Source organism: Marinoscillum luteum (genome assembly GCF_044005705.1).
Taxonomy (GTDB): domain Bacteria; phylum Bacteroidota; class Bacteroidia; order Cytophagales; family Cyclobacteriaceae; genus Marinoscillum; species Marinoscillum luteum.
In genome coordinates this window covers 142,839-157,462 of the sequence record NZ_JBIPKE010000019.1, presented here as the reverse complement: position 1 = coordinate 157,462, position 14,624 = coordinate 142,839, and the positions used below count along the sequence as shown (strand labels likewise).

The 14,624-nt window shown below is 43.9% G+C and carries 12 protein-coding genes and 1 tRNA gene; 8 read left to right on the top strand and 5 right to left on the bottom strand.

Features of this window, described 5'->3' with window-relative positions:
* Window positions 1–214: 214 nt before the first annotated feature.
* The 6 genes from ACHKAR_RS15805 (at window position 215) to ACHKAR_RS15780 (ending at window position 7,708) form a co-directional block, all read left to right on the top strand.
* Window positions 215–1,714, top strand: a complete 1,500-nt coding sequence (locus tag ACHKAR_RS15805) for an AAA family ATPase (RefSeq protein ID WP_395418349.1) — start codon at window positions 215–217, stop codon at window positions 1,712–1,714.
* Window positions 1,698–2,621, top strand: a complete 924-nt coding sequence (locus ACHKAR_RS15800) for an HNH endonuclease (RefSeq protein WP_395418348.1) — start codon at window positions 1,698–1,700, stop codon at window positions 2,619–2,621. Before ACHKAR_RS15805 ends, ACHKAR_RS15800 begins: the two co-directional genes overlap by 17 nt.
* Before the next feature lie 337 nt (window positions 2,622–2,958).
* Window positions 2,959–3,471 carry a hypothetical protein gene (locus ACHKAR_RS15795; protein ID WP_395418347.1) on the top strand — a complete coding sequence of 171 codons (513 nt, stop codon included), beginning with the start codon at window positions 2,959–2,961 and terminating at the stop codon, window positions 3,469–3,471.
* Complete coding sequence (locus tag ACHKAR_RS15790; RefSeq protein WP_395418346.1) at window positions 3,465–4,160, top strand: nucleotidyl transferase AbiEii/AbiGii toxin family protein; 696 nt, start codon at window positions 3,465–3,467, stop codon at window positions 4,158–4,160. The genes ACHKAR_RS15795 and ACHKAR_RS15790 overlap by 7 nt, the downstream gene beginning before the upstream one ends.
* Window positions 4,150–7,116, top strand: a complete 2,967-nt coding sequence (locus ACHKAR_RS15785) for a type I restriction endonuclease subunit R (RefSeq protein ID WP_395418344.1) — start codon at window positions 4,150–4,152, stop codon at window positions 7,114–7,116. The genes ACHKAR_RS15790 and ACHKAR_RS15785 overlap by 11 nt, the downstream gene beginning before the upstream one ends.
* A 13-nt stretch (window positions 7,117–7,129) precedes the next feature.
* Window positions 7,130–7,708 carry a hypothetical protein gene (locus ACHKAR_RS15780; RefSeq protein WP_395418343.1) on the top strand — a complete coding sequence of 193 codons (579 nt, stop codon included), beginning with the start codon at window positions 7,130–7,132 and terminating at the stop codon, window positions 7,706–7,708.
* Window positions 7,709–8,027: 319 nt separating this feature from the next.
* Here ACHKAR_RS15780 and ACHKAR_RS15775 read toward each other — a convergent pair.
* A tRNA-Arg gene (locus tag ACHKAR_RS15775) sits at window positions 8,028–8,101 on the bottom strand.
* 301 nt (window positions 8,102–8,402) lie between these two features.
* On the opposite strand from ACHKAR_RS15775, the gene ACHKAR_RS15770 reads away from it, so the two are divergent.
* Complete coding sequence (locus ACHKAR_RS15770) at window positions 8,403–9,095, top strand: outer membrane beta-barrel protein (protein WP_159583262.1); 693 nt, start codon at window positions 8,403–8,405, stop codon at window positions 9,093–9,095.
* Here the strand turns inward: ACHKAR_RS15770 and ACHKAR_RS15765 are convergent.
* Window positions 9,092–9,697, bottom strand: coding sequence for a hypothetical protein (locus ACHKAR_RS15765; protein WP_395418341.1), 606 nt, complete (start codon window positions 9,695–9,697; stop codon window positions 9,092–9,094). The genes ACHKAR_RS15770 and ACHKAR_RS15765 overlap by 4 nt on opposite strands.
* Window positions 9,698–9,712: 15 nt before the next feature.
* Entirely contained in the window at window positions 9,713–11,146 is a 1,434-nt protein-coding gene (gene rpoN / locus ACHKAR_RS15760) for an RNA polymerase factor sigma-54 (protein WP_159583266.1), read from the bottom strand.
* Window positions 11,147–11,257: 111 nt separating this feature from the next.
* Here rpoN and asnS point away from each other — a divergent pair, with 111 nt between their 5' ends.
* On the top strand, window positions 11,258–12,706 hold the full coding sequence (gene asnS / locus ACHKAR_RS15755) for an asparagine--tRNA ligase (protein ID WP_395418339.1): 1,449 nt from the start codon (window positions 11,258–11,260) through the stop codon (window positions 12,704–12,706).
* Here asnS and ACHKAR_RS15750 read toward each other — a convergent pair.
* Together ACHKAR_RS15750 and ACHKAR_RS15745 are read right to left on the bottom strand one after the other, a co-directional pair.
* Entirely contained in the window at window positions 12,703–13,395 is a 693-nt protein-coding gene (locus ACHKAR_RS15750; protein WP_395418337.1) for a LytR/AlgR family response regulator transcription factor, read from the bottom strand. The genes asnS and ACHKAR_RS15750 overlap by 4 nt on opposite strands.
* On the bottom strand, window positions 13,392–14,444 hold the full coding sequence (locus ACHKAR_RS15745) for a sensor histidine kinase (RefSeq protein ID WP_395418336.1): 1,053 nt from the start codon (window positions 14,442–14,444) through the stop codon (window positions 13,392–13,394). The genes ACHKAR_RS15750 and ACHKAR_RS15745 overlap by 4 nt, the downstream gene beginning before the upstream one ends.
* Window positions 14,445–14,624 lie beyond the last annotated feature (180 nt).

Here is a 14,624-nt window from a genome sequence, read left to right as displayed (position 1 = left end):
ATCATTTTTTCTTTACTCTTCGGAGGAATAACAATAGCCAAAGGCTAGAGAAGGGATATTGGTTTCATGGGAATGATTGGTATTTATCAGTATCCTTCTGGTCTGGAATGGATTGGAAAAATAAGACACCCAACATCTACCTCAATATTAATCATGAAGGAGGATGCCATTTGTTTTTTCAGCTAAGGATAATAAGAACAAGCGAGAGTTCGCGATGAAGAAAGTTTTTCCTCTCCTAGAGGAGATTACTTATTCTAGAAATATTGACGGCACGCTCGAAATGAGGGGAGATGTGATATCACTGGCATTCAGTAGGAATTACTATTTCATGGATGTTTTGAGCAAATTCTTGGAACATTTTAAACCAAAAATTGATCAGGCAGTAAAACGAAAATTGGATGAGAATGAATCCTATAGTCAGTCAATGAAAGAGTACAATGAGCGAAACGATATTCAAGGAACTCAAGAAATTGAAGAAAGAGGTGAGGGATATAAGCCGATTGAATTCATATGGCCAGGAGATTTTAAAAATAACTTAAAGCGCATAAATGCATATAGGGATAGAATTAGGAAGGGTTTTGTAATAAATGAAGGCCCTAGGGTATCAAGAGTAAGAATAAGAGGAGTGGGAGATATTCGTGAAGAGATTTCAATAAAGATTCCAAAAAGAAGTAATTGGGTGTTTCTAACTGGAGAAAATGGTTGTGGCAAAACCACTATTTTAAAGGCTATTACAGCGGCTTTTTACAAAGAGGAATTGTTTGTTCCAAATATTATTAAATCTGGAAAGGTAGATATTGAATTATCAAAAAAATCAGACGAACTGAGATCAATTCCATTTGCAGCATATGGTCCAACAAGACTTGTATCAACAATAAGTGAACATATAGATGCAGTGGAGGAAAAGTCCACTCCTTGGTATAGTATTTATAACTCTGATGGCTTCTTAAAGGGATTAAACGAATTGCATTATATATACTCCGATAATCTTGACATGCTACACAATACAGTAGATTATCTTCAAGATTTATTTTCTTACAGTGAAAAAAGCACAAATGAAACGATAGAAGAGGGCTCTAAAGGGGAACTTATTCCACAGCTTGAGTACGTTGATTTTTCTGATTTTATTACCGATAAAAAAGTTCGGTTTTTTGAAAAAGATAATAGTAATGTAGGATATGGACAACCTCGATCGTTCGAAGAGCTTGCCTCTGGTGTTAAAAGCCTTGTGGCTCTTATTTCAGATTTGATAATTCGAATTTTAGATAATAATCGCCAAGAAACCGATTTTACGAATTTTAGAGGACTCGTATTAATCGATGAAATTGATATTCATTTTCATCCTTCAATGCAAAAACAAATTGTTGAAATACTGTCGCAATGGTTTCCAAAAGTCCAATTTATTGTCACCACTCACAGTCCTATCACATTATTAGGTGCACCTAAGCATAGTGTTTTTTATAGGGTAACTAGGAGTGCCAATTATGGTGTAAGTGTGCAAAACCTAGATATGGACATCACTGACTTATTACCAAATACGTTGTTAAGCTCTCCAATATTTGGGTTTAATGACATCATAAACGATCAACATGACCGAAATCAAAAATTACATACTGAAAATGATTATGATGAAGTCGTCTTCAACAAGATATTAGAGAAGAAAATTGCTGAGAAACGATTAGAACTTGGTTTAGACGATGATTCAGATAACTAGTAAAGACTTAAATCAAGTGCCTGAAGCACTATCAAGTCAGGGTGCGTTTCGTAAAATCCTAAAGGCTATTACTCAAATAACTGGGCAAGTCTATAATGGACATCACTACAGACACAATGATGTTCTGCAAAGACTCAAAGCCTTTTCAGTCCATAAACAACACCTTGAGAAGGGTGATAAACCCAAATGTTACTATTGTGAATCAGCTGTAGAACATGTTGCCAAACTGCAAGTAGAACATTACCGCCCTAAAGCCAAAGTTGATGATATCGATAATAACAATACACCACATCATGGGTATTATTGGCTAGGCTTGGAGTGGAGCAACTTACTTCTCGCCTGTCCTAATTGCAATGGGAAGGATGCCAAAGGAAATCGGTTTCCTCTACGAGATTTCAACAATAGAGCTACAGTGATAAATCCGATAGGTGGAGTTCAGCCTAATTTGACAATTGATAGAACTCACTGTTTATCAACATGCGAAAATTTAAACTCCGAAGAACCTCTTTTAATTAATCCAGAAAATACGGATCCATCCATTCATTTAAGTTTTAATAATCAAGGTCAAATAATGGGTATTACAGATGAAGGAAGAACAAGTGTGGTAATATTTAAATTAGATAGAGATCCTTTATTTGCTGCGCGACAAGGTAAAATCAATGATATTATTGACGACATAAATCTTGCTATTGCAGCTAATAAAAAAGGGAGAGTTATGGGAGATTCTTTGATCGTGTGGTTAGAATCAAGTTGCCAAAGATTGCTTGATAGAAATGATGTATCAAAAGAATACACTCTGTGGATCAGGTATGTTATTGACCATTTTGAAAACTGTATTGTTAATAAAATAGATCCTTCTTATCGAGATAGTGTAAGGACTGCTTTTAATAATGTGAATAATCCTTAAGTTCTGAGAGTAAATGTTCATAAATCTCTTAATCAGTATGGTAAAAGTCAGAGAAGTCATCAAAGAGATTATATGTCAGCTCCAAATAAAACAAATCTCCAGAGCATGATACTCTGGCAAAATGTTGATTACTTCTTGAGAAGTGGAGGAGTATCCAAGGCACAATCAGGATTACATCAATATTGGCATAGACAATTAATCAGTGCTTCGACTCATTTAAACAATGCTCATTGACAGATTGGGCAATTGAGAATATACTAGGTGGCAATTCTTAATTCGCGATTCGCGAATTAAGAATTTAAATAATACCTTTACTGGATAGCAAAACACGCATTCAATGAAAAAGCACAGTGGCATGCGGCCGCAGGATATTGTCATCCTGCTCAAAATCGCCATCAAAGGTGAGCAGTCCTGGTCCATGAAAGATCTTTCACAGGAATTGGAGATAAGCGCAAGTGAGGTCAGCGAGAGCCTAAACCGTTCGTCCATTGCTGGATTATTGTTTCAGAACAAGAAGCAGCTCATGCGACAAGCCTTGATGGATTTTTTGCAATACGGTCTTCGGTATGTCTATCCACAGCAGCCTGGCGCATTGGTGAGAGGGGTGCCTACCGCACACGCTGCTCCACCATTGAGCAATGAGATTATAAGTGATGCTCCATATGTATGGCCGCACCATGAAGGGAATGTGAGAGGTCAGGCCGTAGAACCTCTTTATCCAAGTGTGCCGGCTGCCTGCCTCAAAGATCCGGTTTTTTATGAAGTAATGGCCCTGTGTGATGCGCTCAGAGTAGGCAGAGCTCGCGAGCGAAACATCGCAGTAGAAGAACTCAAAAAGCGAATATGCTAAAGAACACGCAAATCAACCGGGCAGTCACGAAGAAGATAGCAACTGCTTTAGGCAAGCTGAATGACCAGGTGGTCTATGTAGGAGGAGCAGTAGTCAGTTTGTACATCAATGATCCATCTGCGGATGATGTTCGCCCTACCAAGGACCTAGACCTCACCATGGAGATTGCCAGTATAGGAGCACTCGAAGCATTGCGTGAGGAGTTGATTAAGCGTGGTTTCACTCAGTCGGCAAACGATTCCGTGGTTTGTCGCTTTCGATATGAAGATGTGCTGGTCGATGTGATGGCCACTATACCCGTAGGTTGGGCACCTGGAAACAGGTGGTTTGAGCTTGGTTTTGACCAAGCCTTGCACTATGATCTGGAAGGGTTGTTGATCAAAATTTTACCATTACCCTATTTCTTGGCTACCAAGTTTGACGCCTTCCTTGATCGAGGGATCAAGGACCTGTACGCCAGTCATGATTTTGAAGACATTGTCTATTTACTCAATCATACTTCTGATATCCGTGAGCAAATTGTCAATTCAGATGAAACGGTAAAAAACTACCTAAAGGAATCCTTTTTATTGATTTTGGAAAGTAAATTGATGCAAGAAGCCATTATTGGCAACCTATACCATGAGCAGCAAGACCAGCGATTTGGTATGATCATGACCACATTAAAGAATACCGTCGATGGGATTTAATGAACTCAATAGTGTAGAGCACTACATCATTCATCAGCTAAGTGGTACCAATCTCAATACAAGCACGGCAGAAGAACCCAAGGTATCCTACAGTAATAGTTGGCAATATCGTTCTGCATCCGAACTAGGCAGAGGCATTAATGAGGTGCTGGTGGAGTCGGAGCTGCGCACAGCTTTGATCAACCTGAATACGGAAATCGCTGAACGAAATGAATTGGCTGATGAAGTCATTTATAAACTTCGGGCCATACTTCTCACAGTGAATCAGGTAGGTCTTGTTCGTGCCAATGAGGAGTTTTTCAAGTGGATGACGGGCGAGAAAACCATGCCCTTTGGCGAGAACAATCGCCATGTACCCGTGCGCCTGATCGATTTTGATAACAAAGCCAACAATACCTACATCATCACCAATCAATACCGGGTTCATCACCGGGAGACGAAAATCCCCGATATTATTTTACTTATTAATGGTTTGCCAGTAGTTGTAGGAGAAGTGAAAACGCCTATTCGCCCATCTATCAGTTGGCTGGACGGTGCGCACGAAGTTCACGATATCTATGAGAATGCGGTACCGCAATTGTTTGTGCCTAATGTGCTCTCCTTTGCATCTGAGGGCAAGCAGCTCTATTATGGAGGGGTTCGTACCTCCTTGGATTTTTGGGCGCCCTGGCGGATAGAAGGAGAGGAAGACGAGTTGGCCAGGCGTCTTGGGCTTGGAGAGATCGGAAAGGAGCTATCTGATTTATTGAATCCGGGCAGGTTGTTGGATATCCTGCATAACTTCACCCTCTTCACTACGGACAGTAAAAAACGAAGGATTAAAATTATCTGTCGGTTTCAGCAATATGAGGGAGCCAATAAGCTAGTGGAGCGAGTCAGGGAGGGAAGAATCAAAAAAGGACTCATTTGGCATTTTCAAGGTTCGGGTAAATCACTATTGATGGTTTTCGCGGCGCAGAAGCTGCGCAAGCTTGCAGACCTAAGAAGTCCCACCGTGTTGATATTGGTGGATAGGACTGATTTGGATACGCAGATCAGTGGTACTTTCAATGCTGCCGATGTGGCCAATGTAATCACCACGGAGAGTATCAGCGAGTTGAAAGATCTCTTGCAGAAAGACACACGGAAGATCATCATTACCATGATCCACAAGTTTCGGGATGCACCACCCCACCTGAACGACCGGGAGAACATCATCGTGATGGTGGATGAAGCGCACCGTACTCAGGAAGGTGACCTTGGGCGCCAGATGCGCGCCGCATTGCCTAATGCCTTTCTATTTGGCCTTACAGGAACACCCGTAAACAAAGCAGACAAAAATACCTTCTGGGCTTTCGGGTCAGAGGAAGATCAGGGTGGCTATATGTCTCGATATACCTTCCATGACTCCCTTCGGGATGATGCCACCAAGCCACTTCATTTTGAGCCCAGGCTGGTGGATGTGCATGTGGATACGGAGAACATCGATAAGCTATTTGCAGCATTCAAAGAATCGTCTGCCTTGTCGGATGAAGATGCAGATGCGCTGAACAAACATTCTGCTCGCATGGCCGCATTTCTCAAAAGTCCGGAGCGGGTAGCTAAGATCGTGGAGGACATTGCTCATCATTTCCGGGAGAAGGTGGAACCTCATGGTTTCAAAGCGATGATCGTGACACCAGATAGATATGCTTGTGTGCAGTACAAAGAAGAACTGGATAAATACTATGATCCTGCTGCCAGCAGAGTCGTGATCTCTACCTCTGCCAATGACGACTTTGATTTTAAGAAGAAGTGGGGCGTGGATAAGGGGCAACAGGAAAAGATCGTAGAGGAGTTCGAAGATGAGCATTCACCTTTGAAATTTATCATCGTCACTGCCAAGCTCCTCACAGGATTTGACGCACCCATTCTCCAAACCATGTACCTGGACAAATCCATCAAGGATCATACGCTACTTCAAGCCATATGCAGGACCAACCGACTCTATAAGGGCAAGCATTTTGGACGCATTGTGGATTATTTCGGTGTTTTTGATGATGCTGCCAAAGCACTCCAGTTTGATGAAAAGAGTGTGCTAAGGCTGATCACCAACCTATCTGAACTCAAGGAACAATTGCCTGAAGCGGTAGCGAAGGTGTTAAACCATTTTGGTGGGATAGACCGAACGCTTCAGGGGTTTGAGGGATTGGAAGCTGCTCAAAATGCCATTGGCACAAATGAAAAGAAGGATGCCTTTGCCAGGGACTATAAGTACTTGTCTAAGTTGTGGGAATCACTCTCACCTGATCCCATTCTTGATCAATTTCAGGTTGATTATAAATGGTCGTCTCAGGTGTTTGAATCGGTGCGTCCTGCATCTGATCACACTGGTAAGCTACTATGGTTTACACTTGGTGCTCAAACCACTAAGTTGATCCATGAGAATGTGCACGTGGGTGAGGTTCATCATTTGGATGAATTCGTGTTGGATGCTGAGACTATTGAAAACATATTCAACAATCCGGATCCCAAAAATGCAGCCAAGCTGGAAGGAATTTTGGTCAAGCGATTCAAGAAACATGCAGGTAATCCGAAGTTCAAGAAATTGAGCGAACGTCTGGAAGCCCTGAGAGACAAAGCAGAACAAGGATTGATCACTTCCATAGAATTCGTGAAGGAACTGTGTAAACTGGCCAGAGAAACGGTGCAGGCAGAAAAGGATCTGGAATCGCTATTAGTGGAGAAAACACCGGAAGCCGCTTTAACAGAACTGTTTATTGAACTAAAGACCGATCAGACCCCGGCGGTCGTGGAGCGCATCGTCAAAGACATTGATGAAATCGTGAAGCAGGTACGTTTTCCGGGCTGGCAAAATTCATCAGCTGGAGAAAGGGAAGTTCAAAAGTCCCTCAGGAAGGCATTGCTGAAATATCAGCTACATAAGGATCAAGTGCTCTTTGATAGGGCCTATGAATACATCAAGGAGTATTATTGAAATTGGATGATCAATGAATTCAATAGAATCTTCAACAACCATAATTGCTAATATCGTCACGATAATAGGTGTGATCGGGTTAGCGGCCATCTGGATTTCCCATAGGTTAAGTGTCAAGCAATTTCACTTTACTGTCATGCTAAGTTGCATCGATCGTTTTCAGCAGCTTTATCCCTCACAGATGGATAGGCAGGAGGAGGGATTTGAGCTTAGGCTAAGAAAATACCTGGATTTGACCAATGAGGAGTTTTTTTACTTTGAAAATGGCGTCATTCCAAAAGTGGTGATTGTAGAATGGATGGATTCAATCATCGAATGTTTGCCTATTTACTATTTAGGTAATGAGCAGCCTATAAACTATGATTTTCTTGATTTCCCTGAAATTCACGATCGAAAACTTCTTCAAGAATTTCCTCGATTAAACGCGGCGATGAGGATAAATGGAAAATACGATTTCAGTGTCATAGCTGATAGAACCACCTCAGATTCGAGGAGACAAAGAAGGCAAGTAATTGCAGAAATTCTGAGGAACCTAAATGTAAAAGTGGGGAAGTCTCACTTTGATAAGGCTTTGTTGAGTGGGCGTAAATAGCTTGCCGATTTTGTTGATTGGCAGAAGTCTTTTCAGGATTACTTTCAGTGATCCTGTAATCGTTCCGAATTCCGATAGCAAAGCCCTAAATCAAAGATTTGGTCTTTCGTGTTTTTCCCCTTTTCAGAATAAATTCTGAACGTTCAAAAACACAAAAGCCCTTTCATATGCATGAAAGGGCTTTGCTCTCTTAGTGACCTCCGCAGGATTCAAACGCGGACGGCTAGTCGCGCCCGGCTAGGGCTGCAACATATTGCAGGTTTGATTGGAGGGATATAAAACAGAAAAGGCCCGGGATTATTTCCCGAGCCTTACTTAGTGACCTCCGCAGGATTCAAACCTGCAACCTCCTGAGCCGTAATCAGGTGCTCTATTCAGTTGAGCTAGGAAGCCATATTTTAATTGCCGTAATCAGGTGCTCCCCGCCTGCTGGCAAGGTAGGTATTCTCCAGATAGCTATCGGGAGAGCTAGGAAGCCATTTTCGATTTTAACACTTTTTATAACAACGATCTCTGTGAAATCATTCCGCTAAAAGTATCTTCGTCCAATCATCAACACAAACCCCCGCAGAGATTCATGTATTTTTTCGTCCGAATCAAATCGAGCACAAAGTTAATAATTTGTGGTATAAATCATCGTTAATCCTGTAGGTTTTAAAATAGATTCTATCTTTGCGCGAAATTAAAAATGAATATGAAGCGAATTTGCGGAGTTGCCTTTCTACTGACACTTACTTTCACAGCGTTTTCACAGGACAATTCACGACCAAAGCAGCCTGACCTTCCCGGCGATCTGATGCTGGACTATGGGTTCAACTTTTGGACACAAAAACCTGATGCATTACCCACCCGCATGTGGAGCTCCAATTCATTTGGCATCTATTATAACTCTCGGGTTCGTTTCAACGACTACATTTCTTTTTACCCAAGTGTAGGGTTTACGTTCGAAAAGTACGGTTTTGATGACAATCAAACCTGGCTGCGGGATTCAAATGGCGATATATCTCTGGACTCTATTGGTGGTGTCACGCTTACCAAGAATAAGCTGGTGGCCAACTATTTTGAAGTGCCGGTGGAATTCAGGATTCACCCACTGGGTACAGTAGGCGGTGAGGGCTGGTTTATCGGACTGGGAGCCATCGGTGGCATTCGTGTGGGCTCTCCACATACCAAGATCAAGTATAATGAGGGGGATAATTCGATTAAGGAAAAACTCTACGACGACTTCAATGTCAACAGGTTCAGATATGGTCTTCAGGCAAGATTTGGTTTCAAGACCTTTCATGTGTACTACAAGACCTATCTCAACAACGTTTTTACCAGTTCTCCTGACGGTACCAAAAACCCTCAGACCTACACCCTCGGGGTGACCTTCAGCGGTTTCTAACCAAAGAAGAAAAGTGCCACAAAACAGAAAACAAAACCAAAAATAGCTCCGGTCCAGCTTTCGCCAGGTGTGTGCCTGTTGAGGTAGAGGCGCGAAGTAGTGGTAAGGCCAGCGATCAGAAAGAGGCCGGCCAGCGGCATGATGAGGTCTGTGGAGAGGTACTTCATGCCGAATGCCGAGAACAGCCCGGCTACCCCCCAAACAGCTGCGGAATGAACGCTAATCTTGAACCTGAGGCTAATCAGAAAAATAGCGAAGATCATGGCCGTCACGGCGATCATAATCACCAGGAGGGTGATCGGGAGCCTCATTTTGGTGTAAAACATATAAGTGGTCACCCCATAAAATGCCCCAATAGAGAGGAAAGGGAGTGACCTTTCTTCCAGTTTGGTGATTTCCAGGTTAGAAACCTTTTTAGTGAGCTTGAGAAAAAGAATACTCATGGCAGGAACCACGCTGGTAGTCATGAATATGGCGCCAATGAAATAAGGCACTGACTGCAGGGGTATGGGACTGTAAATTTCTGGTACCATCAGGTAAAACAGTACGCTACAGTACGTGGCCATGAGCAGCGGATGAAAAAGGGCCGAGATGATTTTCATTAAAAAGCCCGTCACCTAGAGTTGCTTTCTCAGTCTGGCCACCGGAATATTCAATTGCTCGCGGTATTTAGCTACGGTTCGTCGGGCGATGTTGTAGCCTTCGGCACGGAGCATTTTTTCGAGTTTGTCATCAGAGAGTGGTTTGGCTTTGTCTTCCCCTTCTATGATTCCTTTCAGCTTGTGCTTCACCTCACGGCTACTCACATCCTCACCGGAGTCCGTAGCGATGCCCTCAGAGAAGAAATATTTCAAAGGATAAATCCCGAATTCGGTTTGAATGGCTTTGCTGTTGGCTACCCGCGACACTGTAGAGATGTCCATGTTGATGGTATCAGCAATGTCCTTCAGAATCATGGGTCTGAGTTTGGCCTCATCACCTTCCAGAAAATACTCGTACTGAAAGTCGATAATCGCTTGCATGGTATTCAGCAGGGTGTTTTGTCGCTGTTTGATAGCATCGATAAACCACTTGGCGGAATCTAGTTTTTGCTTAATGAACGTGACGGTTTCCTTGAGCTTTTTGTCGCGCTTGTCACTCTTGTCATAGGCATGCAGCATGTCAGAATAGGACCTGCTGATCTGCAACTGCGGGGCATTGCGTGAGTTGAGGGTGAGCTCCAGCTTACCATTGTTGTTGGTGAGCATAAAGTCAGGGATCAGGTACTGGGTTTTCACCAAATCTTCGCCGCTTCCACCTGGCTTGGGGTTGAGCTTGGTGATCATGGCAATGGCGTCTTTCAGTGCCTCTTCGCTCTCGATGCCCAGTTTTTTGGCAATCTTGTCGTAGTGTTTTTTAGAAAATTCATTGAAGCACTTGTCTACGATGAGCCTGGCGATTTCCAGGTATTCCAGCTCCTCATCCTTGCGCTCCAGCTGGAGTAGGAGACACTCCTGGAGGTTTCGTGCACCGACTCCCGGAGGGTCAAAATTTTGAATCTTATAGAGAATGCTCTCCAGCTCCTCCACATCTGTTTCTATGTTTTGGGCGAAAGCCAGGTCATTGACGATGGCCTCCAGCTCCCTGCGGATGTAGCCATCTGCATCTATGCTCCCTATGAGCTGCTCACCGATCACATGCTGGCGCTCGTCCAGCCGGAGGTAACCAAACTGGGTCATGAGCTGCTCATGGAGGGTGCTGCCCACAGAGATGGGCATCTCTTTATCATCCTCATCCGGATTGCGGCCGTCCCCCTGCATTTTATAACCTGAGAAGTCATCATGCAGGTACTCTTCGATGGTGGGCTCAGAGTTATCAAACTCGTCCGGGGCATCATCCGCATAGTCATCTTCCTTTTCAGGTAAGCCTTCTTCCAGTGCAGGATTGATCTCCAGCTCTTCCTCTATGCGGGTATCCAGCTCTGCTGTGGGCACCTGCAGGAGCTTTATAAACTGTATCTGCTGCGGAGACAGTTTTTGGGATAATGATTGGGTAAGGTTGAGTTTTTGCATTGTTCAGTTTAGCTCAAAACCAAAATTATTCATATTTAAAGGATTCTTTGATTAAAACGGTAAATTATCGTTTTTTTGCCCTGTTTTTAACAGACTTAAGTTATTGATCCCGTGAGAGAAAAACGTACGAAAATCCAGGAAGTTTTGGCCAGAGAGCCAATAGGTGAGGAATTGACCCTGATGGGTTGGGTGAGGACCAAGCGAGCCAGCAAAAATGTGGCGTTTATAGCACTGAATGATGGCTCCACGATCAATAACATTCAGGTAGTAGCAGACGTGGAGCAGTTTGGTGAGGAGGTGCTGAAAAAAGTGACCACTGGAGCCAGTATTGCTGCCACCGGGAAGCTCGTGGCTTCTCAGGGTGCTGGTCAGTCGTGTGAGCTGATTGCCGAAAGTATTGAGGTTTTCGGGGAAGCAGATCCGGAGAAGTACCCGTTGCAGCCCAAAAAGCACAGCCTTGAATTTTTGCGTGAGATCGCTCATTTGCGTCTGCGCACGAATACTTTCAGCGCTATCATGCGGGTTCGTCATTCCATGGCTTTTGCGGTGCATCAGTTTTTCAATGATAAAGGATTTTTCTACATCAACACTCCCATCATCACGTCATCGGATGCTGAAGGTGCGGGTGAGGCTTTTAAGGTGACCAACTTTGAGCTGGATGCCATCCCCAGGAATGAGGAGGGCGGAGTAGATTTTAAGAAGGACTTTTTCGAAAAAGAAGCCAACCTCACGGTGTCTGGTCAGCTGGAAGGAGAGCTGGCAGCTATGGCCCTGGCAGAGATTTACACCTTTGGGCCTACCTTTCGGGCAGAAAACTCCAACACCACCAGACACCTGGCGGAGTTTTGGATGATCGAGCCGGAGATGGCGTTTTACGACCTGAAGGACAACATGGACCTGGCCGAGGAGATGCTGAAGTACCTGGTGAAGTATGCGCTGGACAACTGTGCGGACGACCTGGCATTTTTGGAGAAAAGAGCAGAGGAGGAAGACAAAAACAAACCTCAGACAGAGCGAGCAGAGATGACCCTCACTGAGCGGTTGAAGTTTGTGTTGGAGAATGATTTCGAACGGGTGACATACACAGAGGCCATCGAGATCCTGAAGCGGTCAAAACCGAACCAGAAAAAGAAATTTCAATACCTCATAGAAGAGTGGGGCGCAGATCTGCAGTCAGAGCATGAGCGCTTCCTGGTGGAGAAGCACTTCAAAAAACCTGTGATCCTCTATAACTACCCACGAGACATTAAGGCTTTCTACATGCGTCAAAATGACGATGGGAAGACCGTAGGCGCCATGGACATCCTTTTTCCGGGTATCGGAGAAATCATCGGTGGGTCGCAGCGTGAGGAGCGGATGGATAAGCTCACCGAAAGAATGAAGGCCATGGGCATCCCTGTGGAGGAGATGTCGTGGTATATGGATACCCGCCGGTTTGGATCGGTGCCACATAGTGGCTATGGTCTGGGCTTTGAGCGGATGATCCAGTTTGTCACAGGCATGGGCAATATCCGGGATGTGATCCCCTTCCCACGTACACCTGGCAACTGCGAGTTTTAAAAAAGTTTATTCAGTACATCATCCCGATAGCTGGCACCTATCGGGATTTTTTTTGACCCGATAGTGAGATCATGACCGGAGTGGCTGTCTACCCGATGGCTGTTCACAATGAAAGACTTGTGCACCCTCATGAAAGCTTCCTGAGGTAGCTCCGTTTCCAATTTTCGCAGCGACTCCAGTACAATGATTTTTTTGTCGGTGAGCACAAAGGTGACATACTCCCTGAGCCCTTCTATGTAAAGGATATCCGTGAGGGCAATTCTGTGGGTCTGACCGTCGGATTTGATGAGAAAATGCTCCGAAGTATTCGTAGGTGGAGTTTCTGAGGGTGCTTGCTTTTTCTGGATGACTTTGTTGACTGCACGCAGAAACCGATCGAAAGCAATGGGTTTCATCAGGTAGTCCGTCACTTCCAGCTCGTAGCCCTCCAGTGCATATTCAGAATAGGCCGTCGTGAGAATGATGTCTGGTTTGTGTCTGAGGGTTCTTATAAACTCCAGTCCGGTCAACCCAGGCATTTGTATATCCAGAAAAAGGATGTCAACCCGTTTGGAGGAGATTGTGGAAATGGCCTCCATGGGATTTTTGAACTCACCAAGGATGTTGAGTCCGGGTATTTTTTCCACGTAAGTGCGGATAAGGGCCCGGGCAGGCTGTTCGTCATCTATGATGAGGCAGTTGAAGTTCATTTACAATCAATCTGAAGGTTTACGTGAAATACATTTTGCTCGATCTCCTTGAGAAATTGAAATTTTCCCGGATATCCCAATGCCAGTCTTTTGGTCACATTTTCTATGCCGATGCCTGAAGTCTTGTCTTTGGTGTGCTGCATCGTTGGAATGGAGTTCCGGATGTCAAAGATTACCTTATTATGTTGGGTGGTGATGGCAATATGAATGAATCCCTTCGGGTCGTTTTCGATGTTGCTGTGTTTAAAGGCATTTTCCACAAAAGGGATAAGCAGCATGGGTTCGATGATGAGGTGTTTGTCAGCTTCCTCATGGTGAAAAGACACGTCTATGGGTTCCCCTATTTTAAGGTTCTGAAAATCTATAAAGTTTTGAATGTAGCCAATCTCATTTTCAAGCTTCACGGGGCTCGTGTTATGGTAGACCACATGTCTCAGCATCTCTGATAACTTGATAATCAGCTGGGGAGCTTTTTCGGACTGGGTCAGGGAAAGCGAATAGATGTTATTCAGCGCATTGAAAAGAAAGTGGGGATTAATCTGGGACTTCAAAAAGCGCATTTCTGATTCCAGATTTTCATTGATGAGTGCTGCTTCGCGCTGCTTTCTTTTTCGATTTTCATCTGATAGCCAGATGATGGTAGAGAAGAAAAGCATGGGGATCCCATTGATGATGGTAAAAATCACCATACGGCTCATGTTTCGGGGAGGCATAGGTGGTCTGTTACGCATTTCCACACCCTCCTTCATGCCACGAGGGTTTCTCATTTCTGGACGCGGGGAGAGGTCATTGGTGAGAAAGAAAAGAAAATAGGCGACTGCCAGAATGACGAGTACCGAAAGTGAGTACTTGATGAATTGATTGGATTCAAAAAATCTGGGTAGGAGCACGTAGAGATTAAGATAGAAAAGTGCCATGCCAATGCTGATCAGACGTGCGGTTTGGATCAGGGCATCGGAGTCCTCAAACATATTCGTCTGCCAGTAGAAAACAATGAGCGAAAATGCCAGCCAGGAAATAATATGAATACTTACTTCTTTAAGTCTCATCTGGGTGTAAAATTATAGTATAGCGTAATAGTACCCTATTCGCTCGTCTTTTTTGGAGGATTTCTACCAACTCCCGTGTGTATTCAATCAACGCATCATTTTATTCAACAAATCGCTCTTTCAACCCTCTTTTTGAGCTTTTCAGATGGTTGATTGAGATTTTGACCTGGTTGGTTGAAA

Bases quoted from the DNA above. Each gene is read 5' to 3' on its own strand.
- ACHKAR_RS15805 (WP_395418349.1), top strand. From the start codon at position 215: ATGAAGAAAGTTTTTCCTCTCCTAGAGGAGATTACTTATTCTAGAAAT.
- ACHKAR_RS15800 (WP_395418348.1), top strand. From the start codon at position 1,698: ATGATTCAGATAACTAGTAAAGACTTAAATCAAGTGCCTGAAGCACTA.
- ACHKAR_RS15795 (WP_395418347.1), top strand. From the start codon at position 2,959: ATGAAAAAGCACAGTGGCATGCGGCCGCAGGATATTGTCATCCTGCTC.
- ACHKAR_RS15790 (WP_395418346.1), top strand. From the start codon at position 3,465: ATGCTAAAGAACACGCAAATCAACCGGGCAGTCACGAAGAAGATAGCA.
- ACHKAR_RS15785 (WP_395418344.1), top strand. From the start codon at position 4,150: ATGGGATTTAATGAACTCAATAGTGTAGAGCACTACATCATTCATCAG.
- ACHKAR_RS15780 (WP_395418343.1), top strand. From the start codon at position 7,130: ATGAATTCAATAGAATCTTCAACAACCATAATTGCTAATATCGTCACG.
- ACHKAR_RS15770 (WP_159583262.1), top strand. From the start codon at position 8,403: ATGAAGCGAATTTGCGGAGTTGCCTTTCTACTGACACTTACTTTCACA.
- ACHKAR_RS15765 (WP_395418341.1), bottom strand. From the start codon at position 9,697: ATGAAAATCATCTCGGCCCTTTTTCATCCGCTGCTCATGGCCACGTAC.
- rpoN (WP_159583266.1), bottom strand. From the start codon at position 11,146: ATGCAAAAACTCAACCTTACCCAATCATTATCCCAAAAACTGTCTCCG.
- ACHKAR_RS15750 (WP_395418337.1), bottom strand. From the start codon at position 13,395: ATGAACTTCAACTGCCTCATCATAGATGACGAACAGCCTGCCCGGGCC.
- ACHKAR_RS15745 (WP_395418336.1), bottom strand. From the start codon at position 14,444: ATGAGACTTAAAGAAGTAAGTATTCATATTATTTCCTGGCTGGCATTT.